Here is a 23,421-nt window from a genome sequence, read left to right on the forward strand (position 1 = left end):
AAAAAGTCTAAGGCTCCCTTAGTGATCGTTTGTGTTTTGTTAAGCTTTTGAGACACCGCAGAGCACATCCGGGGGGCCGGGCCTCGCAAGCGACCCGATTTCCAGACACCAACAAAAAAACTTTCGCCGTCGGTGCCGCCGCTGTGCGTCGTGCGCCTGCCTGCTTCAACATGGAGGAGAGACCTTGCGTTACATTCTTCTGCTCATCCCCTGCATCGCTGCAGTACTGACGCCGTATTACAACATCACGGACCCGATGCTGTTCGGCATTCCCTTCTTCTACTGGTTCCTGATGGTCCTCATCCCGGCATCGTCCCTCTTCATCTGGCTTGCCGCCAAAACCGGTGGAGATGACCTGTGAGCGGGATCAATGTCACGGCAACCGCCGTCTTCATCTTTTTCTTCGCCCTTGTGACCATTCTCGGCTTTGTCGCCGCGCGCTGGAAGGCGGGCGATCTCAACGAGTTGCATGAATGGGGTCTCGGCGGACGTCGCTTCGGCTCGTGGATCACGTGGTTCCTGCTCGGCGGCGACCTTTATACGGCCTATACCGTGATCGCGGTTCCGGCCGTGGTCTATGCGATCGGGGCCTACGGCTTCTTCGCCGTGCCCTACACGATCCTGATCTACCCCTTCATCTTCCTGACCATGCCCCGCCTCTGGAACGCCACGCACAAGCGCGGCTATCTGACAGGTGCCGATTTCGTCTACGGAGCCTATGGCAACAAGTGGCTCGAAGGCATGGTCGCACTGACCGGCATCATCGCCACCATGCCCTACATCGCGCTGCAGCTCGTGGGCATGGAAAAGGTGATCCAGGCGCTCGGCTTCCCGCATGAGGGCATGGCGGGCCATCTGCCGCTGACCATCGCCTTCCTGATTCTGGCCGTCTACACCTATCGAAGCGGCCTGCGCGCGCCTGCCATGATCGCCTTCGTCAAGGATATCATGATCTATATCTTCGTGATCGCGGCGGTCATCATCATCCCGGCGAAGCTCGGCGGTTACGGTGCGATCTTCGATAGCGCACAGAAGGATTTTGCGGCCCAGCTCGCCGCCAATCCGAACGCTCCGGCGCGCGGCATCCTGCTGGCACCCGCGCAGATCTGGCCGTTCATCACGCTCGCCATCGGTTCGGCCATGGCGCTGTTCATGTATCCGCACTCGCTGACAGGCGTGCTTTCGGCCTCCGGCCCGAAGGCAATCCGTCATAACGCGATCTCGCTGCCGGCCTATTCGCTGGTTCTGGCGCTGATCGCCATGCTCGGCTACATGGCGCATGCCGCTGGCATCAAGGTTCAGAACCCGCAGGACGCCGTCCCGCAGCTATTCCTCGCCATGTTCCCCAGCTGGTTCGTCGGCTTCACTTTTGCGGCGATTGCCATCGGCGCGCTGGTACCGGCGGCGGTGATGTCCATCGGTGCGGCGAACACGTTCACGCGCAACCTCTGGCGGCCCTTCGTCAACCAGAACATGTCGTCCTCGGAAGAATCGACGCTTGCCAAGCTCATGTCGCTGGTCGTGAAGGTTGGTGCTCTGATCGTCATCCTCTTCCTGCCGACGCAGTTCGCGCTCGACCTGCAGCTGCTCGGCGGTGTCTGGATGATCCAGATCTTCCCGGCCATTATCTTCGGGCTCTATACCCGCTGGTACAAGGGCGGCGCGCTTCTGGCCGGCCTGATCGTCGGTCTCGCGCTTGGGACCTTCCTCTCCTACGGTCCGGCCTCCTGGGTCCCGGTCTCCAAGGCCTTCCTCGGCATTCCGCTCTATAACGGCCTGACGGCGGTGCTCGCCAATGTGATCGTTGCCACCGTGCTCTCCTTCATCCTGCCGGCCAACAAGTCCGACGAGCTGACGGAAGCCGATTTCCGCGACGCAAACGCGTGATCCGAAAAGATCTTTGAAACGACAAAGGCTGCCGCAAGCGATTGCGGCAGCCTTATTATTTGTTCGAGATGTTGCGATCAACCGAAGACGCGCTTCGGCCGGAACTCGCCCTCTTCCACCGCGCCGATGGCCACCAGCTCGCCCGAGATCGAGGTCGCATAGGCTTCCGGCGTCGGCAGCGGCGCGTCGCGGCCGCGCAGGATGACGGGATTGCCGGCGCGCAAACGGCGCACCTGATCGTCGCTGATACGCACATGCGGCAGGCTGGTCAGCGCCTCAACCGGCGGGATCAGGAAGGCGTCAAGCGCAGCAAGCCGCTCCTCGACATCTTCGATCTCCTCCAGCGCCACAAGCTTTTCCAGCGGCACCAGACGCTCTTCGCCAAACGGCGCTACAAGCGTGCGGCGGAGGCCGGCAATGTGGCCGAAGCAGCCGAGGTCGCGGCCCATGTCGCGAGCAAGCGAGCGCACATAGGTTCCCTTGCCGCATTCCACTTCAAAATGCGCCTGATCGGTTTCAGCCTTCAGCAGCGTCAGGCGATGGATTTCCACCTCGCGCGCCGGGATTTCGACCGTCTCGCCCTCGCGCGCCATGTCATAGGCCCGCTCGCCAGCAATCTTGATCGCCGAAAACTGCGGCGGCACCTGCTCGATCACGCCGGTATATTTCGGCAGCAGCGCGCGGATGTCTTCTTCCGCCGGACGCTTGTCGGAGGTCTGCGTCGGCTCGCCTTCCAGATCGTCGGTGTTGCGTTCCTCACCCCAGGCGACGGTGAATTCATAGATCTTGCGGCCATCCATGACGTAAGGCACGGTCTTGGTGGCATCGCCGAGCGCAATCGGCAGCATGCCGGAGGCGAGCGGATCGAGCGTGCCGGCATGGCCCGCCTTCTGCGCCTTGTAGAGCCATTTCACCTTGGAAACGGCTTCCGTGGAGCCGAAATCGAACGGCTTGTCGAGGACGAGCCAGCCCGAAACCGGGCGGCCTTTCGGTTTACGCGGTTTGGACATGTCTTTGCTTATTCTTCCGTGTCTGCGTCGAGATCGCGGGCAACTTCCGGCGAGCGCAGCAGCTCGTCGATCTTCTGGTAATTGTCGAAGCTGGTATCGTCGCGGAAACGCAGTTCCGGCATGTATTTCATCTGCCGGAGCGCATTGCCCAGCCGGCCGCGGATGAACTTCGCATTGCGGTTCAGCGCCGCAACGGTGGCGTCGTGATCCGTCACGCCAATGGGCGTCACGAAGGCGGTGGCGATCTTGAGGTCGGGCGACATGCGCACTTCCGAGATCGAGATCACGGTCTTCTCGATCAGCGGGTCGTTCACTTCGCCACGCTGGAGCACCTGGGTAATGGCGGCGCGGACCTGCTCGCCGACACGCAGCATACGCTGCGAGGGAGCCGATGAAGTCGGTTTTTTCATCTGTCTTTCTGTCTGTACGGTCGTGAGGCCGCTCAACGCGGCAATGTCGGGGTTCGAACCCGGGGATTTTCAAAGAGGCGCCTCAATGCCTCGTTTCGCCCCCGAGGTCAAGGGGCGGCGGGTCCTTGCGCAGCGGCTCCGAACGCTGAGGTTCGGCACGTGGAGGCTCAGCCCGCACCGATGATCTCGCGCGCTTCCACAGATCGACGATTTCCTGACCTCTTGCCTCGAATTCCTTGCGATCCTTGAAAGCGCGCGCAGGAATGGAAAACAGCGCATCGTCACGAAAGAACGTGATCGCGTTCTTCTCCATCTGGACATCGCGAAACGCCGGCCAGCTGCAATAGGCGAAGACACCGCCGATGCTCGTCTCCATGCCGCGCTCGTAGATATCGACATCGATCATGACATTTTCGGCGAGCGACGCGATCAGCCGCTTTCGTCGCCCACGCCGCACGATCTCGCGCTGGATAACGGCGCCGGCGGCGATCGCCAGCATGACCGGCAGCATTTCGAATGCCACGACCTGAATGGTCGGCAGCGCATTGATACCGAAATAGGGCGCAAGAACGAATTGCCGGAACGCCTCGATCCCGACGCCACAGACCACACCGAAAATCACCGCGCCTATGAGATAGGGCACAGGCTTCCGTCGCGACCGCGATTGCAGAAAGAGCTTGCCCGCGCGCAGCATGACATCCGCATGCTCTTCCGGCAGGCGCTTGAAACTCAATTGCGTGACGCGTGCACCAAACGGGTTCATGTCTTCCTTCCGGTCTTTCAACCTGCTTATAGCGCGCCCAGGCAAAACGCTGAATCACGATTGCGCGTTAGCCACAAAACAAAAATGGCGGCCGAAGCCGCCATTTTCGAGATTGAATTGCACGACATGATCAGAGCGAACGGGTGATGTGCTCGACGCGGAAGCATTCGATGACGTCGCCGGCGCGAATGTCTTCGTAGTTCTCGAAGGCCATACCGCATTCCTGACCCATCGGCACTTCGGCCACTTCGTCCTTGAAGCGCTTGAGCGTCTTGAGCTTGCCTTCGTGGATGACGACGTTGTCGCGCAGCAGGCGCACGCCTGCCCCACGCTCGACCTTGCCTTCGACGACACGGCAACCGGCAACCTTGCCGACCTTGGTGATGTTGAAGACTTCGAGGATTTCGGCATTGCCGAGGAAGGTCTCGCGACGTTCCGGCGACAGAAGACCGGACATGGCTGCCTTCACGTCATCCGTCAGATCGTAGATGATGTTGTAGTAGCGGATTTCGATACCGGCCCGTTCGGCCGCATCGCGGGCCTGCGGGTTGGCGCGAACGTTGAAGCCGATGATGGCGGCGTTCGAGGCTTCGGCCAGCGAGATATCCGATTCCGTGATGGCGCCGGCGCCCGAATGGACGATGCGCGCGCGCACTTCGTCGGTGCCGAGCTTTTCCAGCGCGCCGGCAATGGCTTCGATCGAGCCCTGCACGTCGCCCTTGATGACCAGCGGGAACTCCTTGAGACCGGAGGTCTGGAGCTGGCTCATCATCTGTTCGAGCGAACCGCGCGAACCGGCATGGCGGGCAACCGCCAGATCGCGAGCGAGACGCTGGCGATATTCGGAGATTTCGCGGGCGCGGCTTTCGTTCTCGACGACCGCGAAACGGTCACCCGCCTGCGGCGTGCCCTGAAGACCGAGGATTTCCACCGGCATGGCGGGACCCGCTTCCTTCACATGTTCGCCGCGATCGTTGACGAGCGCGCGGACGCGGCCCCACTGGTCGCCGGCGACGATGATCTGGCCCGGACGCAGCGTACCCTTCTGGACGAGAACGGTCGCAACCGAACCGCGGCCACGATCGAGCTGCGCTTCGATGACGCTGCCCTCTGCGGTGCGCTCCGGATCTGCCTTCAGGTCGAGAATTTCGGCCTGCAGCAGGATCGCCTCGAGCAGCTTGTCGAGGTTGATCTTGTTCTTGGCCGACACTTCGACGTCGAGCACTTCACCGCCGAGCGATTCGACGAAGACTTCGTGCTGCAGAAGCTGCTGACGAACCTTTTCGGGCTTCGCCTCGTGCTTGTCGATCTTGTTGATCGCAACGATGATCGGAACACCGGCAGCCTTGGCGTGGTTGATCGATTCAATCGTCTGCGGCATGACGCTGTCGTCGGCCGCGACCACCAGGATCGCGATATCGGTGGCCTGCGCACCGCGAGCACGCATCGCGGTAAAGGCGGCGTGGCCGGGGGTGTCGATGAAGGTGATCTTCTGGCCGTTATGCTCGACCTGATAGGCACCGATATGCTGCGTGATGCCGCCGGCTTCGCCGCTGACCACGTTGGCATTGCGGATGGCGTCGAGCAGCGAGGTCTTGCCGTGGTCGACGTGGCCCATGATGGTCACGACCGGCGGACGCGGCATCATCGCAGCGGCATTGTCCTCGACATTGAAGATGCCGGTTTCAACGTCCGATTCCGAGACGCGCTTGACGGTATGACCGAATTCCGAAGCGATGAGTTCAGCGAGGTCAGCGTCGATGACGTCGCCCGGCTTCATCATCTGGCCTTCCTTCATCAGGTACTTGATGACGTCGACGGCACGTTCGGACATGCGCTGCGACAGTTCCTGAATGGTGATGGTTTCCGGCAGGATGACTTCGCGCATGACCTTTTCGCGCGTTTCCTGCATCTGGCTGCGGCGGAACTTCTCCTGACGGCGGCGCATGGCAGCCATGGAGCGGCCACGCTGCGTACCGTCCTCATCGAGCGCGGTGTTCAGCGACAGCTTGCCCTGACGGCGGCCATCGTCGGCCTTCGGACGGGCCGGAACCTTGGCGGGAGCCGGACCCGCGACCTTGCCGCGCGGCGCACCGGGACGGGCGCCACCACGGTCTTCTTCTTCGTCGTCAGCGCCGCGACGACCGCGCGGTGCACCGGCTGCCGGAACTGGCGCACGAACATCGGCGCGCGGAGCGACGGGCTCGGGCTGCGCCGGGCGACGGACCTGAACGCCAGCGGCAGGACGCGGAGCCGCTGCAACGGGCGCAGGTGCTTCTTCCTCAGCCTCGGCAACAGGCTCTTCAACCTTGGGCTTGAGAGCTTCTTCGCGTGCTCGGGCTTCCGCCTCGATGCGCTCGCGTTCGAGACGCTCGGCTTCCTCGACCTTGCGGCGGGCTTCCAGTTCGGCGCGCTGCTTGGCTTCTTCCGCATCGCGGATCTGCGCTTCGGCGAGCGCGCGGCGACGCGCTTCCATCTCGCCGGCGGAGAGATCGTTGAGCACGGTCACGGGACGCGGGCGAGCCTGCGGCGGCGGGGCCACCGGCTGCTGCGTGCGCGTCTGCGATTCCGGCTGGCGCGGCGCGGGGGCCGGCTGCGTCTGCTGTACGGGTGTGATTACTTTTTCGTCTTCGGGGCGGTTGATGCGACGTTTGCGCGTTTCGACCACGACCGCCTTGGTGCGACCCCGACCCATGTCCTGGCGGACGGTTCCCTGGCTGAAGCCGGAAGGCTTCAGGGTAAGCGTCTTCTTGCCAGCCATGCCGGTCTTGTCGTCGTTGTTGTCTGTCATTCCGTTCCAGTTCCTCAAGGACCGGATACGGAATCGTCTCTACCGATCCGGTCGTTCAATCGTTCAATAATGAGATTTGCAAACCGGCGAGAGCCGGGACTTTCAACACTTGTTCATCAGGGCACCTGAACCCTTCTCCCTTGCATTGCCGAGGCTTTGAAAGCGCTCAAGCAGTCTTGCGCGCTTCACTACACCCTCTCCGGCCTTTCCTGCAAGCACGCATGCGTGAATAAAGCCGTTCTCGCCCATCAGTGTGACCATTTCTTCGGCAGAAAACGGCCGGTAGGCTGGAATTTCCTCATCCGTCTCGGCAAGCATATGAAAAGCCTTACGTGCCTGGCCGACTTTTCGGACGCCATCATCGGCGGCGTCCTGGGCATGCAGCACGGCAATCGCCTTGCCGGAGCGCACGGCGCTATCGACCTTGGCAAAGCCGGATACGAACTCGCCAGCCTTGCGCGCCATGTTGATCATGCCAGCGAGATCGGCGGCCAGAAGGTGCTCCACCTGATCGGCAAGGCCTTCTGGCACTGTCACCTTGTTCTTGAGCGCGCGGGCGAAGAGGTTCTTGGCGATGGCCTTTTCAAGCACCCCCCTCTCCGCTTTCACCCAGCAGCCACGGCCCGGAAGCTTGCGCTTGATATCCGGCACCACCGTTCCGTCGGGTGCGGCCACGAAGCGGATCAGTTCATCGACCGATCCGCTTTCGCGCGTCACGATACATTGGCGGCCGTTCACGTCAGAAATGTCCTCATCTTCCGTCATGAACGGTCCCTATTTTCGAAGACGCCCTTAAATCAGGCGTCCTGCTCCTCGTCGCCGGCCACTTCTTCGGCCTCGGCAGCGAGATCGTCTTCCGTGATCCAGCCGGCCGCAAGGCGGGCCTGAACAATCATGGCTTCGGCTTCGGTGCGCGAGATCTCAACGTCGGAGAAGATACCCGGGAACTTCTTCGTCTCGCCATTCTTGCGCTCCGACCAGCCGATGAGGTCGTCGGCAGCGCAGCCTGCGAAGTCTTCCATCGACTTGATGCCGTCCTTGCCGAGCGCGACCAGCATCTTGCGGGTCATGCCGTCGATGGAGAGCAGTTCGTCCGAAACGCCGAGCGTCTTGCGCTCTTCGTCGAGTTCGGCATCGAGGCGGTCCAGATAGTCGCGGGCGCGGTTCTGGATTTCCTGAGCCGTTTCTTCGTCGAAACCGTCGATGGAGGCGATTTCGTCGAGATCGACATAGGCCACTTCCTCGATCTGGGCGAAGCCTTCGGAGGCGAGAACCTGACCGACCATTTCGTCGACGTCGAGGGCATCCATGAACAGCTTTGAGCGTTCGTTGAATTCCTTCTGGCGGCGTTCCGATTCCTCGGCCTCCGTCATGATGTCGATGTCCCAGCCCGTCAGCTGCGAAGCCAGACGCACGTTCTGGCCGCGGCGGCCGATGGCGAGCGACAGGTGCTCGTCCGGAACAACGACTTCGATACGCTCTGCATCTTCATCAAGCACGACCTTGGCGACTTCCGCCGGCTGCAGCGCATTGACGATGAAGGAAGCCGGATCCGGCGACCACGGAATGATGTCGATCTTTTCGCCCTGAAGCTCGCCGACAACGGCCTGAACGCGCGAACCGCGCATACCGACGCAGGCGCCGACCGGATCGATAGACGAGTCGTTCGAGATGACGGCGATCTTGGCGCGCGAACCCGGATCGCGGGCCACCGACTTGATCTGAATGATGCCGTCGTAGATTTCCGGCACTTCCATGGTGAAGAGCTTGACCATGAACTGCGGATGCGTGCGCGACAGGAAGATCTGCGGACCGCGCTGTTCGCGGCGCACGTCGTAAACAAAGGCGCGGACACGGTCGCCATAGCGCATGGTTTCGCGCGGGATCATCTCGTCGCGACGGATGATGCCTTCACCACGGCCGAGATCGACGATGACGTTGCCATATTCGACGCGCTTGACCGTGCCATTGACGATCTCGCCGATGCGGTCCTTGAATTCGTCGAACTGACGGTCACGCTCGGCTTCGCGCACCTTCTGCACGATGACCTGCTTGGCCGACTGGGCGGCGATGCGGCCGAAATCCATCGGCGGCAGCGGATCGGCAATGTAGTCGCCGAGCTTGGCGTCGACATTGCGGTCGCGGGCGAGTTCCAGAGCGATCTGGGTCGAGTAATCCTCGACCTTCTCGACAACTTCCAGAAGGCGCTGCAGGCGGATTTCGCCGGTCTTCGGGTTGATATCGGCCTGGATGTTGGATTCCGTGCCGTAGCGGGAGCGGGCCGCCTTCTGGATCGCGTCGGCCATGGCGGCCAGGACGATCTCGCGGTCGATGACTTTTTCGCGCGCAACAGCATCCGCAATCTGCAGAAGCTCAAGCCGGTTCGCACTCACTGCCATTTCATTCGTCTCCATTTGAGGACCGGGGCATTAAAAGGTTAGGCCCGGCGGTCAATCGTCTTGGGGTTCTTCATTCTCGTTGGCGGCCTCGCGGGCGGCTGCCTTTGCGTCCTTGTCGGCTTTCAGCGCATCGCGGATCAGGTCGTCGGTGAGGATCAGACGTGCTTCGGACAGAGCCGAATAGGGAATCTCCACCGTCAGCTCCTCGCCGTAGCCCGGCTGGTCGCGCTCGATGATGAAGCCGGTCTCGTTCGCGCCAACCAGCTTGCCACGGAAGCGCTTGCGGTTGTCGACGAGAACCGAGGTCTCGCACTTGAGCAAATGGCCGACCCACTTCTCGAAATCGGACTTGCGCACCAGCGGCCGGTCGATGCCGGGCGAGGACACTTCCAGATGATACGCCTTGTCGATCGGATCCTCCACATCGAGAACCGGCGAAACGGCCATGGAGACCTCTTCGCAATCCTCGACCGTCATCGTGCCGTCGAAACGCTCGGCCATGATCTGGAGCGTCAGGCCGTTCTGGCCGGACAGGCGCACGCGCACCAGATTGAAGCCCATGGATTGAAGCAGCGGCTCGATCATCTGCGCGATGCGCAGGTCAAGACCCGTTTCGGTGATCAGACGCGCTTCCGGCGCGAATTCGGTATCGGACAAGGCCGTTATCCCAGGCTTGAAGAATTTTCTCTCCTGCCGGCAGGTAACAAAAAAGAGCGGGACCTCGCGGACCCACTCTTCATCTACCGATCAAGAATTTGAGGCTCGTATAGGCCGATTTCGGCCAAAAGGCAAGCGAATTGCAAGCCAGTCGGTTCCGCCCGTTTAATTCAACCAAATGGTTGACAATTGAAGCAGGCCGCGATATTCAACCATAAAGGTGAATATATGGATGAAGAAGTCTTATCGCAAATCCTCAAGGCGGCCAGCGATCCGACCCGCCGGCAGCTTCTGACGACACTCGTGCAACAGGGGGCGACACGTGTCACAGACCTGGCGCGTCACCACGACATGTCGCTGAACGGCATTTCCAAGCACATCAAGGTGCTGGAGGCAGCGGGACTGGTCAAACGCCGAACACTCGGCCGCGAGCATCTGATCGAGGCCGACCTCGGCGTGCTGAAGAACGTGGAAGCGTGGTTCGGCGGGCTGAAATCCATATGGGAACTGCGACTGGACGCCCTTGAAAGCGTCATCAACGAAGAGGAGTGATGCGCATGACAGAACTTTCCCTTTCCCTGACCCGTATCGTCAATGCCCGGCCGGAAAAGGTCTTTGATGCCTGGCTGACGCCGGCAATGCTCAAACGGTTCATGGTCCCCTGCGAGGGTGGCGGGGTGCCTGTGGCTGAAAGCGACGCGCGTGTCGGCGGGCACTTCAAGATCGTCATGTTCAACGGTGAAAAGAACATCGAGCATACCGGCACATATCTGGAGATCGATCCCCACAGCAGAATCGCCTTCACTTGGCAGTCCGTCTTCTCGCTCGACGACAGCACCGTCACGCTCGACTTCAGGCCCTCTGGCACGGACAAGACGGAACTGACGCTGACGCAGGTCAAGTTTGCCAGCGAAAGTGCCCGCGACGGGCACCTGAAAGGCTGGACCCTGATTGTCGACCAGCTGGCAGCCATGGACGAGGACGTTTTGCTCCCCGGCTAAACTGATTGCGATGGCGGCGGATTGATCCGCCGCCATCGCATTTCCTCCTTAGTCGGGTGTCAAATCTTGCCTATAGTCAGGTCAGAATCAAATCCTCGCCGTGGTCACCCCGACATGCCCGATAGAAAACCGCTTTTCGCGCCGCTCTCCAACACGACATTTCGCGACTTGTGGATCGCCAACAACATTTCCAATCTCGGCGGCCTGATCCAGGGCGTGGGCGCTGCCTGGATGATGACCTCGATTTCGGCGTCTGAAAACATGGTCGCGCTGGTCCAGGCATCGACCACATTGCCCATCATGCTCTTCTCCATCCTGTCCGGGGCGCTCGCCGACAATTTCCAGCGGCGGCAGGTGATCCTCTCTGCGCAGGTCTTCATGTTCGTCGTGTCGGTGCTGCTCGCCGTTTTCGCCTATCTCGGCTGGATCGGCCCCTGGATGCTGCTCGGTTTCACCTTCCTCATCGGCTGCGGCACGGCGCTGAACAATCCTGCCTGGCAGGCCTCCGTCGGCGACATGGTGCCGCGCCAGGATGTGGCCGGGGCGGTCTCGCTCAACTCCATGGGCTTTAACATGACCCGCAGCGTCGGCCCGGCGCTGGGCGGCGCCATCGTCGCCTTCGGCGGCGGCGCTGCCGCCTTCGCGGCCAATGCGGCAAGCTATCTGGCGCTGATCTATGCACTCTTCCGCTGGCAGAATTCGGAAAAGGCCCGCACCCTGCCGCGCGAGGATATCGGCCCGGCGGTCGCCGCCGGTCTGCGCTATGTCGCGATGTCGCCGAAGCTTCTGAAGGTGTTCTTCCGCAGCTTCATCTTCGGCCTTTCCTCCATCGCGATCCTTGCCCTCATGCCCATCGTGGCGCGCGATCTGATCAAGGGCGGCCCGCTGACCTATGGTCTGCTGCTCGGCGCTTTCGGCGTCGGGGCCATCGGAGGCGCATTCGCAAACGGCTGGCTCCGCGAGAAGCTGACAAGCGAGAATATCGTGCGCCTCTCCTTCGCCGGCTTCGCGCTGGCCGAGGCCGCTATGGGCGCAACCGGCAACGGCATCATCGCCGGCCTCGCAGCGATCGTGGCGGGTGCCTGCTGGGTGGTCGCGCTCTCGCTCTTCAACACGATTGTCCAGCTTTCGACACCCCGCTGGGTCGTCGGCCGCGCCGTCTCCTTCTACCAGACCGCCTCCTTCGGCGGGATGGCGGCGGGCAGCTGGGTCTGGGGCGCGGTTGCCGAAAGTGCAGGCAGCGCCACCGCGCTGTCCATCGCCGCAATCGTCACGGCGGTCGGTGTGGTCATAGGCCTCTTCCTGCCCATGCCGGTCTTCGAGGACCTCGATCTCGATCCACTCGACCGTTTCCGCGAACCGGACCTCAACCTCGAAATCCTGCCTCGCAGCGGCCCGATCGCCATCAATATCGACTATGAGATTGCAGATCAGGATGTCGCCGAATTCCTGTCGCTGATGGTCGAGCGCCGCCGGATCAGAATCCGGGATGGCGCGCAGGCCTGGGCGCTGATGCGCGATCTCGAAAACCCGCATATCTGGACCGAGACCTATCATACCCCGACCTGGGTGGACTACGTTCGCCACAACCACCGCCGCACCAAGGCAGATGCGCTGAACTTCGACCAGATCCGGGCGCTGCATCGCGGCGAACACCCGCCCAAAGTCCACCGCATGATCGAACGGCAGGTCATCCCGCCATCCGACGATGTATTCCACAAGTCGCATATCGTGCCGCACTGAGCGGCACGACGGTCACTCTCCCTCCTCCTTCTGGGGAGGGGTCTTTTTCCGCTTGATCAGAGGCCGCGGTAAAGTCCCCCTCTGGCTGCCGCCATCTCCCCCACAAGGGGGGAGACGGAAAGAGGCACCCGCTTCCATCCAACCTCACCCTTTGCAGGGATGATGAACCGAAGAGCAGACCTCACACCTTCTCGGCAATCACCACGGCCGTGTCGAGCATGAAGCTGCCATCCGCCTCGAAGGCGAAATGCTCCGCGACTTCGGCCGGCGCCTGCTGTTGCAGCGCGCGAATGGCGGCCGCATTCACCTCCGGTGTACGAATGCGCTTGATCCAAGACGCAAACTCCAGCCGGATGCGCAGGCGCCTGATCTCGCGCACCTTAAATCCGGCGTTCGTCACCATGCTCTCCCACTCGCTGACCTTGAAATCGCGGACATGCGAGGGATCGCGCAACAGTTCAATCGATTGCAGCCAAGTGTCGATCAGCGGGTCTTCATGCGCCACCGCATCGGCAAACAGCGCGAGTGCGCCCGGCTTGGCCGCACGATACATCTGCGCAATGCCCGCTGGCACGTCGCGCCAATGATGCGCGCTGAAGCGCGTCGCCACCACATCGAAGGAGTTGTCGGGACAGGGAAGCGTCTCCGCCGCACCATTCTTGGTCACGACATTGCCGAGCCCTCGCTTGGCGGCCTCGCCCGCCACCGTCTGCAACATGTCGGTCGAAAGGTCATAGGCCACGATCTTCTGAACATGCGGCGCAAGCCGGAAGGTCACATGGCCCCCGCCACAGCCCATGTCGAGCGCAATGGCCTCTGACCGCGCGCCGACGGCACGCTCCATGATGTCGAGATCCTCGCCCGCGCTGTGAACGGCGCTTTCTAGATAGGCACGTGCCTGCTGGCCGAATTGCTCGGTCACGAAACTGGCGTGGGATTTTTGTGCGTTATCGGTGCTCGCCGACATGGGTCTCTTCCTTGTCCATTTATGCATTGACTTGCAGCAGTTTGCCGGGATCTTCTACTGGTACAAGATGAGCATTTATCCTGGTATAAAACCCACCATGAACGACGCCTCCACCCACAAGCGCCTCGGCGATTTCATCCGCGCGCACCGCGAACGACAAGCACCGCCGCCCAATGCAGCGAGCCGCCGGCGCACGCCCGGCCTGCGCCGCGAGGAACTGGCCGATGCCGCCGGCATCAGCGCCACATGGTTGACCTGGCTGGAACAGGGCCGCGAGGTCAAGGCCTCCGTCCCGGCCCTGGTCAGGCTTTCCGAAGCGCTGCGGCTGACACCTGCGGAGCGCGCCTCGCTGTTCGATCTCGCCGGCAAGCGCGACCCGGATGAGACCGTGCCGGACGAAACCGAACTACCGGCAGACCTCCTCGCCCTGCCCGGACAATTCTCAGGTCCGGCCTATCTGCTCGATCATCTCTGGACGGCGCGTGCCTGGAACGAGGCGGCGGCGGAGCTTTTTGCGGGCTGGCTCGATCCACAAACGGACGAGCGCAATCTGCTCGCCTTCGTGTTCCTGTCACCCACCGCACGGACGCTCATCGGCAACTGGCAGGACCGCGCCAGCCGTCTGGCGGCCGAATTTCGCGCCGATTTCAACCGGCACCCGGACGATGCCGCCATGCGCCAGCTCGTCGCCGACCTGACAGCGAAAAGCCCGGACTTCGCGCGGCTCTGGAAAGCCCAGACCGTGCTCGGTCGAGAGGGAGGCGAACGGGATTTCCATCACCCGACACGGGGCGAATTCTCGTTTCACCAGACGACGCTGCTGGTTGCGGCGCGGCCTGACGTGAAACTCGTCTGCCTTACTGCTCGCTGAGCTTCATGTCGGGATCGTATTTCTTGCCCCGGACCTTCTTCACGACCGCCTGGCCGCATCGCATGGTGCCGGTCGCCGCATCGAAGGCATAGGTCGGCGAGCCTTCCAGAGACCACCCCTTGTTCAGCGCCGCCGTCACCTTGTGGCAGAACGTGGCGTCATCCGGACCCGTGAGAAAACGATAGAGTTTCATGGATTTCCCTTCCCTTCAAATGATAACAGCGCGAGAAGCTTCCGCGCCTCGTCGAGATGCAGCCGCTCGACCATCTCGCCGTCAATCTTGATCGCGCCCTGACCCACCGCCTCGGGCGCATCGAAGGCAGCGACGATTTTCCGCGCCGCCGTAATCTCTTCCTCCGATGGACCGAAACGGCGATTTGCGGGTTCGATCTGCGCCGGATGGATCAGCATCTTGCCGTCGAACCCCATGGCGCGCCCTTCCGTACATTCCGCCTCGAAGGCGGCAAGATCGCGGAAATCGTTGGAGACGGCATCGATCGGCACAACGCCATGGGCGCGGGCCGCAAGCACGACCTGCATGAGCCAAGGGACGAGCAAATGCCTGTTAGGCCCGCGCGGCACTTTCGTTTCCTTGCGCAGATCGTTGAGCCCGACGACAAGAGCGGCAAGACGTGGCGCGTGCGCTTCGGCAATCGCTGCGGCATTCAACACGCCTTTCGGCGTCTCGATCATCGCCATCAGCCGCGTCTCGGTCAGCCCTGCCTTGTCAAGCGTCGCGGCCACTGCCGCAAGGTCGGCAGCACGCTCCACCTTCGGCACCAGCACCGCATCCGGCCTGCATTGTGCGACCGCCTCGAGATCGGCCTCGCCCCAGGGCGACGACAGCGCGTTGATGCGGATCACATGCTCGACACCGGGCTTTGCCCCTGCGGCAAAATGGCCAATCAGCGCTGCGCGCGCGGCCGCCTTCATCTCTGGTGCAACTGCGTCCTCAAGATCGTAGATTGTTGCATCGCACTCCAGAATCGCAAGCTTTGCCAGAGCCTTGGCATTGGAGGCGGGCAGGCAGAGCATGGAGCGGCGAAAGGCGGTGTCAGTCATGGCGCAATATTTGGCGCGGATCGCTGAGCCTCGCAAGAGCAATATCTTGGAGGCCTGCCCTTGTGTGGACGCATTTGGTCTCCCAAATGTGGTTCAAGCTGAAAGGAAACTTCAATGATCATGCTCAGGACCGTCGTTTTCACCGTCATCGGGCTCGCCGTCGCGCTGCTTGCAACGCTGTTCACTGCGTCCCTCGTCGTCGCCTTTGCGGGCATCGCCACCGTGCTTCTCGCCGGCCGCGCCTTGACGATGCGCATGCAGCAGAAAGCCCAGCCGGCCTATGTCTATGCGCAACGCCGCGAGGCCCATGGTCGCCAGCCGGTCCGCATCTGGAACGACGGTCGCGGCACGATCATCGACATGTAACTGTCGTCAAGGGTTCTGCGGGAGCGTCACGCATCCCGCAAGATTCCCCTTCAATTCGCCGCCGGATTGCTCTAAAGGCAGGTCAGTTTCAAAGTTTCTGACACGATTGAAGGCGAGACCATGGACAAGTTTGTCAAGCTCACCGGCGTTGCAGCGCCCTATCCGGTCGTCAATATCGACACGGACATGATCATCCCCAAGGACTACCTGAAGACGATCAAGCGCACCGGCCTCGGCGCCGGCCTGTTCGCCGAAGCCCGTTTCAAGGAAGACGGTTCGGAAAACCCCGATTTCGTCCTCAACAAGCCCGCTTACCGCAACGCATCGATCCTCGTTGCCGGCGACAATTTCGGCTGCGGCTCATCGCGCGAACATGCGCCGTGGGCGCTCCTCGACTTCGGCATCCGCTGCGTAATCTCCACCAGCTTCGCCGACATCTTCTACAACAACTGTTTCAAGAACGGCATCCTGCCGATCACCGTGACGCCGGAAGAGCTGGAAAAGCTGCTCGACGACGCTTCGCGCGGTTCGAATGCCGTTCTGACGGTCGATCTCGAAGCCCAGGAAATCACCGGCCCGGATGGCGGCAAGATTTCCTTCTCGATCGATGAGTTCAAGCGCCACTGCCTGCTGAACGGCCTCGACGATATCGGCCTGACGCTGGAAAAGGCCTCGGCCATCGACGCTTACGAAAAGAAGACGGCCAGCTCCCGTCCTTGGGCGTGATGCGTCGCTTGACCTAATACGCCGATTGTCATGATCTAGCCCGGTAGCCGAACCTGCGGCTGCCGGGTTTTGTTTTATGTCCTGCGGAGGATGGCCCCGTGCATATCGGTCTCTTTGTCGATTCAAAACTGCCGCCGGAACGCTATGGGGGCACCGAGCGCGTTGTCCTCTGGCTCGGCCGTGCGCTGATCGAGCTTGGGCACAAGGTCACCTATTTTGCCCATGCGGGCTCCCGCGTCGACTTCGCCGAGGTGCGCCCCGCCCATGCGCCGGGTCCGAGTGCGTCCGTCCTTCCGGCCGACCTCTCCATCCTGCACTATCACGGTGGCGTCGTGCCGGAGGAACCCGGTGTGCCCGTCTGCCAGACGGTCCACGGCAATTCCCGCCTCGCGCTCACCTATCATCAGAATTCGATCTTCGTATCGGACAACCACGCTCGCAATCACAATGCGACGGCCTTCGTCCATAACGGCATGGACGCAACCGGCCTGCCCGAGCCGGATTTCAGCGCGGGCAACGGCCCCTTCGTCTTTCTCGCAAAGGCAGCCTGGAAGGCGAAGAACGTCAAGGGTGCGATTGCCGTCGCCGGCATGGCAGGGGGCCGCATCGAGGTTCTGGGCGGCTCGCGGCTCAATCTCAAGATGGGCTTCCGTCTGACGCTCGATCCCCGCGCACGCTTTCACGGCATGGTGGGCGATACGGAAAAGTCGCGCTATCTGAGACATTCCCGCGGCCTCATCTTCCCCGTGCTCTGGAACGAGCCCTTTGGCGTGGCCGTGGCCGAAGCCATGTATTTCGGCACTCCGGTTTTCGCGACCCCTTATGGCTCGCTGCCAGAACTCGTGACGCCGGAAACGGGGCATCTCTCCGCCAGCGCCTCGGAACTTGCTGAGGCAGCACGCGATCCGGCCCGCTATGACCGCCGCGCGATCCACGCCCATTGGCAGAACCACTTCTCCGCCCGGCAGATGGCCCTGAAATATATCGACTACTATCAGCGCATCCTGGATGGAGAGACGCTGCATCCCGGCCCGATCAAAGCCCCGGCGACGCGCACAAGCGAGCTTATGCCGTGGCTCCCTTGAGCCGTGCGGCGATCCCCAGCCCCGCCGCACGGCCGGTCGCCAGACACGCGGTCAGCAGATAGCCGCCGGTCGGCGCTTCCCAGTCGATCATCTCGCCGGCAACGAAGACGCCCGGCAGAGCCTTCAGCATGTAGGCATCGTCAATCTCGTGCCATCGAATGCCGCCCGCGGACGAGATCGCCTCCGCAATCGGCCGTGGCCGCGCAACCGGCAGGGACAATGCCTTTATATAGCCGGCTATCTTTTGCGGCGATTGGCCTGATATGTCCGGCACGCGTTCGCGCAGGAGCGCGCCCTTCACCCCCTCGATGCCCGCAGCCTTGCGCAACCGGTTGGAGAAGCTGACCTTGGCCGGAAGGCGCGCAAGATCGCCTGCTACGCGTGTCTCGCTGCGACCGGGTGCAAGATCCAGCACCAGCGCGGCGTGACCCTCCTTCTCCAGCGCATCGCGAAGTGCTGCCGAATGGGCATAGACGAGGCTGCCCTCGATGCCGTGCCGGCTGATGACGAACTCTCCGGGAACCGTCCCCGCCGCCGAGGTCGCCGTCACGGATTTCAGCGGCGCCCCGGCAAAGCGCTCGCGAAAGCTCTCGCTCCAGGAAACATCAAAGCCGCAATTGGCCGGCTTCAAGGGCGCAATTTCGACCCCGGCAGAGCCAAGGATTGCGGTCCACGCGCCATCCGAGCCCATGCGCGGCCAACTCGCGCCACCAAGGGCCAGAAGGCAGGCGTCGAAGCCGACGAGCTTCTCCCCGGCTTGCGTTTCGAAACGCAGCTTTCCATTCGAAAACCCGGTCCAGCGATGACGCGTATGAAATTGCACGCCCAGATTCGATAACCGACCGAGCCATGCACGCATTAGGGGCGACGCCTTCATCGACTTGGGAAAGACGCGGCCCGACGATCCGGTGAAGCATTCTCCACCCAACCCATCCGCCCAGGCCATCACATCCTGCGGCGTAAAGGCATCGAGCGCCCTGCGAAGATGCGAAGCGGCCGCACCGTAACGCGAAACGAAGGCCTCATAGGGCTCCGAATGCGTCAGGTTAAGCCCGGTCTTTCCGGCCAGCAGCACCTTGCGACCGAAGGAGGGCATTGCGTCGAACACGTGAACCCGATGACCATCGGCCGCCAGAACCTCTGCCGCAGCAAGACCCGCCGGTCCACCGCCAATGATCGCGACCCCCACCGTCCCGACGGCAGACGAGGCATTTCCGGCCGCCATCATTGGCTCGCCACGAGGCGACGGCCGAGCGCGAAGGGGGCCGTCAATGTACGGCCCACCGCATCGAACACGAAGACACCCGCCTGTCCGAGGCGCAAGGCATCGCCGCCCTTGTCGCTCTGCTTGCGCATCTCCGGGTAAATCGCGGCAAGGGCAGCAAAGCCGTTATGCTTGAACGTGTCGTCCGTCTTGACGCTCGAAATGTCGATGAACTGGATGTTCACCTCTTTCGCCCCCGCCTGCACACGCGGATTGCTGATGTCGATGCTGCCGATGCGCATCTGGTCGAGCGACAGGAAGCCCGAGACGGAGAGCGCCAGATCGTCCTTGGAGACGAGGATAGTCATCGGCTTCTTCATGCGGCCGATCTTCTGCATCTGCGCCAGGAAGACGATGCCATCGATATCGGGCGCAGCCAGAACGACCTTCAGCCGATCGAGTACGCCCTGCTGGCCGGTCAGCTTGAGCTGGCGCAGCGCCTCGCTCGTCAGCCATCCACCCATGCTGTGGGCAATCAGCGTGATGTCCCCGGTCGGCCGCGCCTTCACCGCCATGCCGAGCAGTTCGGTCAACTGGTCGCGCGAGGCCGTCGCCGTCGCCTTGTCGGCGAGGTAACCGGAAATGCTGCCTGCGGACGGCCAGGCGAAGAGTACGGACACATCGTCCAGTTCCGGGTCGTCCGCGTCGGCGGAAAGCTGCGCCTGCCGGAAGACGGCTTCGGCAAGATTGGTGTTGAAGCCATGGACGAAAATGCCGAGATCGCCCTGCTTGGCTTTGTTGCGTGCGCCGATGCGGCTCAGGAAGGTCGAGCGGTCAAGCGCCTCCACATGCACGACCGTAAACGACGTGCGCGGATCAGGCCGTTCGCCCGGATATTCGATCATGCCCGGCTTGTGCGTCGGCGGAATCGACACCTTGTATTCCGCGAAGTTCAGCGTCTCCGACGGCACATCCGTGTAGCGGTTGAGGCCGGGACCGGCACGCTCGCGCGATGTCGCGAGATAAAGGGTCACGATCCTCGCGCCGGGCACATCGGCCGCGCGCGGGTCAAGCGTTTGAGGGCCTGGCCGACTGGCGCAGGCCGAAATCAGCGTCACGGAAAAAAGCACGAGCAGGATGCCGGATACCCGCCCGGATAGGCCCTCGCAAAGCCCGATCATCGCCTTCAAGATCCGCATGTCCGTCCGCAGGTTCGAAATCACCGACAATGGTGATACGAAATCCCCTGCAAGGAGGGAAGCGGGACGGCCTGACATATAACAATTTGCCGATGGACGTGGCCCATAAGCCGCAGGGCCAGAGCTTGTCAGCAATGCGCATCCCACCCCCCGTTTTCGGCGATCCGCGATGGACGTTTGGCCCGCCCCGCGCTATTCCATTCACCCATGAAAAAAGGTGATCATCTCTTCCTCGTCGACGGCTCAGGCTTCATTTTCCGGGCCTTCCATGCCATCCCGCCGCTCAACCGCAAGTCCGACGGCTTGCCGGTCAATGCCGTCTCGGGCTTCTGCAACATGCTGTGGAAGCTGCTGAACGATGCGCGCGATACCTCGGTCGGCGTCACACCCACCCATTTCGCGGTCATCTTCGACTATTCGTCGAAGACCTTCCGCAACGAGCTCTATGACAAGTACAAGGCCCACCGCCCCCCACCGCCAGCCGATCTCATCCCGCAATTCGGGCTGATCCGCGAGGCCACCAAGGCCTTCAACCTGCCCTGCATCGAGAAGGAAGGCTACGAGGCCGACGACCTGATCGCCACCTATGCCCGCCAGGCGGAAGCCATCGGTGCAGATGTCACCATCATCTCCTCCGACAAGGACCTGATGCAGCTCGTGACGGCGAACGTGCACATGTACGACGCCATGAAGGACAAGCAGATCTCGATCCCCGAAGTGATCGAGAAATGGGGCGTGCCGCCGGAAAAGATGATCGACATGCAGGCGATGACCGGCGATTCGACCGACAATGTGCCCGGCATTCCCGGCATCGGTCCGAAGACGGCGGCGCAACTCTTGGAAGAATTCGGCGATCTCGATACGCTTCTCGCCCGTGCCGAGGAAATCAAGCAGGTAAAGCGCCGCGAGACCATCATCGCCAACCGCGAACTGGCGCTCATCTCGCGCCAACTCGTGACACTGAAGACCGACACCCCGGTTGACGTCCCGCTCGAAGAGATGGAACTTCATCCGCAGGATGGTCCCAAGCTCATCGGCTTCCTCAAAGCCATGGAGTTCACGACGCTCACCCGCCGCGTCGCCGAAAAGACCGGCACGGAAGCGGGTGAAATCGAACCGGCAAACGTGCCCGTGCAATGGGGCGAGGCCGCCCACGGCCCCGATCTCGATACGGGCGAAGCCGGCGCGAAAGATGCGGCAGCCGCGACAAAGCCGATCGCAGCTGCGCCGACCTCTTCGAAGAGCGCCGCCATCGACGCCCCCGCAGATGGCTTCAAACCCGCCGATCTTGCCGCTGCCCGAGCCGCCGCCTTTGCCGGCAAGCCCATCGATACGACGGCCTATGTGGCGATCCGCGATATCGAGACGCTGAAGCAATGGATTGCCGAGGCCTACGAAACCGGCATTGTCGGCTTCGATACCGAAACGACATCGCTCGATCCGATGCAGGCCGAACTCGTTGGCTTCTCGCTCGCGATTGCCGATAACGGCAAGTCGCCGGATGGCGCGAATATCCGCGCCGCCTATGTGCCGCTGGGCCACAAGGACGGCGTGGGCGATCTCTTGGGCGGTGGCGGATTGCTGGCCGGCCAGATCCCGATCCGCGCCGCGCTCGACCTCATCAAGCCGCTGTTGGAAGACCCGGCGGTGCTGAAGGTCGCGCAGAACATGAAATATGACTGGCTGGTGATGAAACGCCATGGCGTCGTCATCGACGGTTTCGACGACACGATGCTGATGTCCTATGTGCTCGATGCCGGCAAGGGCAATCACGGCATGGACACGCTGTCCGAACGCTGGCTCGGCCACAAGCCGATCGCCTACAAGGAGGTGACCGGCACCGGCAAGGCCTCCGTCACCTTCGACATGGTGCCGATCGACAAGGCAACCGCCTACGCAGCCGAAGACGCCGACGTGACGCTGCGCCTCTGGATGGTGCTGAAGCCCCGCCTCGTCGCCGAAGGCATCATGAGCGTTTACGAACGGCTGGAACGCCCGCTCGTCGCGGTGCTCGCACTGATGGAAGAGCGCGGCATTTCGGTGGATCGCCAGATCCTCTCGCGCCTCTCAGGAGAACTCGCGCAGGGCGCGGCAGCATTGGAGGAATCCATCCAGTCGCTCGCCGGCGAGCCCTTCAATCCCGGTTCTCCGAAACAGCTCGGCGACATTCTCTTCGGCAAGATGGGCCTGCCCGGCGGATCGAAGACCAAGACCGGTCAATGGTCCACCTCCGCACAGGTTCTCGAAGACCTTGCAGCCGAAGGCCACGAACTGCCCCGCCGCATCGTCGACTGGCGTCAGCTGACCAAGCTGAAATCGACCTATACCGACGCGCTGCCTGGCTATATCCATCCGGAAACGAAGCGCGTTCACACGTCTTATGCGCTCGCCGCCACGACAACGGGCCGTCTCTCCTCCTCCGAGCCTAACCTGCAGAACATTCCGGTTCGCACGGCGGAAGGCCGCAAGATCAGAACGGCCTTCATCGCCTCGCCCGGCAATCTTCTCGTCTCCGCCGACTACAGCCAGATCGAGCTGCGCGTGCTGGCCCATGTGGCCGACATCCCGCAGCTTCGCCGCGCTTTCGAGGACGGCATCGACATTCACGCGATGACCGCGTCGGAAATGTTCGGCGTTCCGGTCGAAGGCATGCCGTCCGAAGTGCGCCGGCGCGCCAAGGCCATCAATTTCGGCATCATCTACGGCATTTCCGCCTTCGGTCTCGCCAACCAGCTCAGCATCGCGCGCGGCGAAGCCGGCGATTACATCAAGAAATATTTCGAGCGCTTCCCCGGCATCCGCGACTATATGGAAAGCACCAAGGCCTTCGCCCGCGAGCACGGCTATGTCGAAACCATCTTCGGCCGCCGCGCCTGGTATCCGGATATCCGCTCGTCCAACCCGTCGCTGAAGGCCTTCAACGAACGCGCCGCGATCAACGCGCCGATCCAGGGGTCAGCCGCCGACATCATCCGCCGCGCCATGGTGCGCATGGACGGCGTGCTGGAAGAGGCAAAACTCTCCGCCCGCATGCTGCTGCAGGTCCACGACGAACTGATCTTCGAAGTGCCGGAGGCAGAAGCGGAGAAGACCATTGCCGTCGTCACCAAGGCCATGGAAGGTGCTGCCTTCCCCGCCATCGACATGAAAGTGCCGCTGAAGGTGGATGCGAGAGCGGCGCATAATTGGGACGAGGCGCATTGAGGCAAGTAGGCGGTGCCGTCGAATATCTCGCATTGCCTCCCGCTCCTCCGTCATCCCGGCCTTGAGCCGGGATCCA

At 62.2% G+C, this 23,421-nt stretch carries 22 protein-coding genes; 10 read left to right on the plus strand and 12 right to left on the minus strand.

The features are described from left to right. The first annotated feature begins 184 nt into the window (after positions 1 to 184). A complete protein-coding gene (locus tag ABID16_RS18570) occupies positions 185 to 361 on the plus strand; it encodes a DUF3311 domain-containing protein (protein WP_112629772.1) in 177 nt (58 codons plus the stop codon). Continuing rightward, positions 358 to 1,887, plus strand: a complete 1,530-nt coding sequence (mctP, locus tag ABID16_RS18575; RefSeq protein WP_354557859.1) for a monocarboxylate uptake permease MctP — start codon at positions 358 to 360, stop codon at positions 1,885 to 1,887. The genes ABID16_RS18570 and mctP overlap by 4 nt, the downstream gene beginning before the upstream one ends. Positions 1,888 to 1,964: 77 nt before the next feature. Here mctP and truB read toward each other — a convergent pair whose 3' ends face one another. The 7 genes from truB to rimP form a co-directional block, all read right to left on the minus strand. Further along, positions 1,965 to 2,897 (minus strand): tRNA pseudouridine(55) synthase TruB, encoded by a 933-nt coding sequence (truB, locus tag ABID16_RS18580; protein ID WP_354557860.1) that lies wholly within the window; start codon positions 2,895 to 2,897, stop codon positions 1,965 to 1,967. Between the two features lie 8 nt (positions 2,898 to 2,905). Further along, complete coding sequence (gene rbfA, locus ABID16_RS18585) at positions 2,906 to 3,307, minus strand: 30S ribosome-binding factor RbfA (RefSeq protein WP_354557861.1); 402 nt, start codon at positions 3,305 to 3,307, stop codon at positions 2,906 to 2,908. Positions 3,308 to 3,389: 82 nt separating this feature from the next. Beyond that, on the minus strand, positions 3,390 to 4,070 hold the full coding sequence (locus tag ABID16_RS18590) for a hypothetical protein (RefSeq protein ID WP_354557862.1): 681 nt from the start codon (positions 4,068 to 4,070) through the stop codon (positions 3,390 to 3,392). A 130-nt stretch (positions 4,071 to 4,200) separates the two neighbouring features. Next, complete coding sequence (infB, locus tag ABID16_RS18595) at positions 4,201 to 6,861, minus strand: translation initiation factor IF-2 (protein WP_354557863.1); 2,661 nt, start codon at positions 6,859 to 6,861, stop codon at positions 4,201 to 4,203. A 102-nt stretch (positions 6,862 to 6,963) separates the two neighbouring features. Continuing rightward, a complete protein-coding gene (locus tag ABID16_RS18600; protein ID WP_354557864.1) occupies positions 6,964 to 7,626 on the minus strand; it encodes an RNA-binding protein in 663 nt (220 codons plus the stop codon). Positions 7,627 to 7,658: 32 nt separating this feature from the next. Beyond that, entirely contained in the window at positions 7,659 to 9,260 is a 1,602-nt protein-coding gene (gene nusA, locus ABID16_RS18605; protein ID WP_354557865.1) for a transcription termination factor NusA, read from the minus strand. A gap of 51 nt (positions 9,261 to 9,311) precedes the next feature. Beyond that, complete coding sequence (gene rimP, locus ABID16_RS18610) at positions 9,312 to 9,917, minus strand: ribosome maturation factor RimP (RefSeq protein ID WP_354557866.1); 606 nt, start codon at positions 9,915 to 9,917, stop codon at positions 9,312 to 9,314. A gap of 228 nt (positions 9,918 to 10,145) precedes the next feature. Between rimP and ABID16_RS18615 the strand changes: the two genes are divergently transcribed. The 3 genes from ABID16_RS18615 to ABID16_RS18625 all read left to right on the plus strand — a co-directional run bounded on the left by ABID16_RS18615 (position 10,146) and on the right by ABID16_RS18625 (position 12,661). After that, on the plus strand, positions 10,146 to 10,469 hold the full coding sequence (locus tag ABID16_RS18615) for an ArsR/SmtB family transcription factor (protein ID WP_354557867.1): 324 nt from the start codon (positions 10,146 to 10,148) through the stop codon (positions 10,467 to 10,469). Between the two features lie 5 nt (positions 10,470 to 10,474). Next, the gene (locus ABID16_RS18620) at positions 10,475 to 10,918 is read left to right on the plus strand and encodes an SRPBCC family protein (protein ID WP_354557868.1); all 444 of its coding nucleotides are present in this window, start codon (positions 10,475 to 10,477) and stop codon (positions 10,916 to 10,918) included. 114 nt (positions 10,919 to 11,032) lie between these two features. Further along, the gene (locus tag ABID16_RS18625) at positions 11,033 to 12,661 is read left to right on the plus strand and encodes an MFS transporter (protein WP_354557869.1); all 1,629 of its coding nucleotides are present in this window, start codon (positions 11,033 to 11,035) and stop codon (positions 12,659 to 12,661) included. A 181-nt stretch (positions 12,662 to 12,842) separates the two neighbouring features. On the opposite strand, the gene ABID16_RS18630 is transcribed toward ABID16_RS18625, so the two are convergent. Then, positions 12,843 to 13,628, minus strand: a complete 786-nt coding sequence (locus ABID16_RS18630; protein ID WP_354557870.1) for a class I SAM-dependent methyltransferase — start codon at positions 13,626 to 13,628, stop codon at positions 12,843 to 12,845. Between the two features lie 97 nt (positions 13,629 to 13,725). On the opposite strand from ABID16_RS18630, the gene ABID16_RS18635 reads away from it, so the two are divergent. Beyond that, the gene (locus ABID16_RS18635) at positions 13,726 to 14,499 is read left to right on the plus strand and encodes a helix-turn-helix domain-containing protein (protein ID WP_354557871.1); all 774 of its coding nucleotides are present in this window, start codon (positions 13,726 to 13,728) and stop codon (positions 14,497 to 14,499) included. On the opposite strand, the gene ABID16_RS18640 is transcribed toward ABID16_RS18635, so the two are convergent. Both ABID16_RS18640 and ABID16_RS18645 read right to left on the minus strand, forming a co-directional pair. Continuing rightward, positions 14,486 to 14,692 (minus strand): DUF1737 domain-containing protein, encoded by a 207-nt coding sequence (locus tag ABID16_RS18640; RefSeq protein ID WP_354557872.1) that lies wholly within the window; start codon positions 14,690 to 14,692, stop codon positions 14,486 to 14,488. The genes ABID16_RS18635 and ABID16_RS18640 overlap by 14 nt on opposite strands. Further along, positions 14,689 to 15,561 carry an HpcH/HpaI aldolase/citrate lyase family protein gene (locus ABID16_RS18645; RefSeq protein ID WP_354557873.1) on the minus strand — a complete coding sequence of 291 codons (873 nt, stop codon included), beginning with the start codon at positions 15,559 to 15,561 and terminating at the stop codon, positions 14,689 to 14,691. Before ABID16_RS18645 ends, ABID16_RS18640 begins: the two co-directional genes overlap by 4 nt. Positions 15,562 to 15,675: 114 nt before the next feature. On the opposite strand from ABID16_RS18645, the gene ABID16_RS18650 reads away from it, so the two are divergent. From ABID16_RS18650 to ABID16_RS18660, 3 genes are all read left to right on the plus strand, one after another. Continuing rightward, positions 15,676 to 15,927 (plus strand): hypothetical protein, encoded by a 252-nt coding sequence (locus tag ABID16_RS18650; protein ID WP_354557874.1) that lies wholly within the window; start codon positions 15,676 to 15,678, stop codon positions 15,925 to 15,927. Positions 15,928 to 16,047: 120 nt separating this feature from the next. Further along, positions 16,048 to 16,653: a 3-isopropylmalate dehydratase small subunit gene (gene leuD, locus ABID16_RS18655; protein ID WP_354557875.1), complete on the plus strand. Its 606-nt coding sequence runs from the start codon at positions 16,048 to 16,050 to the stop codon at positions 16,651 to 16,653. Between the two features lie 98 nt (positions 16,654 to 16,751). Beyond that, entirely contained in the window at positions 16,752 to 17,738 is a 987-nt protein-coding gene (locus ABID16_RS18660; protein WP_354557876.1) for a glycosyltransferase, read from the plus strand. On the opposite strand, the gene ABID16_RS18665 is transcribed toward ABID16_RS18660, so the two are convergent. Together ABID16_RS18665 and ABID16_RS18670 are read right to left on the minus strand one after the other, a co-directional pair. Next, complete coding sequence (locus ABID16_RS18665; protein WP_354557877.1) at positions 17,719 to 18,966, minus strand: TIGR03862 family flavoprotein; 1,248 nt, start codon at positions 18,964 to 18,966, stop codon at positions 17,719 to 17,721. The genes ABID16_RS18660 and ABID16_RS18665 overlap by 20 nt on opposite strands. Further along, entirely contained in the window at positions 18,963 to 20,141 is a 1,179-nt protein-coding gene (locus tag ABID16_RS18670) for an alpha/beta hydrolase (RefSeq protein WP_354557878.1), read from the minus strand. Before ABID16_RS18670 ends, ABID16_RS18665 begins: the two co-directional genes overlap by 4 nt. Positions 20,142 to 20,348: 207 nt before the next feature. Here ABID16_RS18670 and polA point away from each other — a divergent pair, with 207 nt between their 5' ends. After that, a complete protein-coding gene (polA, locus tag ABID16_RS18675; RefSeq protein ID WP_354557879.1) occupies positions 20,349 to 23,345 on the plus strand; it encodes a DNA polymerase I in 2,997 nt (998 codons plus the stop codon). The last annotated feature ends 76 nt before the right edge of the window (positions 23,346 to 23,421 follow it).

This window comes from Limnomicrobium aquaticum, assembly GCF_040545545.1.
Taxonomy (GTDB): Bacteria; Pseudomonadota; Alphaproteobacteria; order Rhizobiales; family Rhizobiaceae; genus Ensifer_A; species Ensifer_A aquaticum.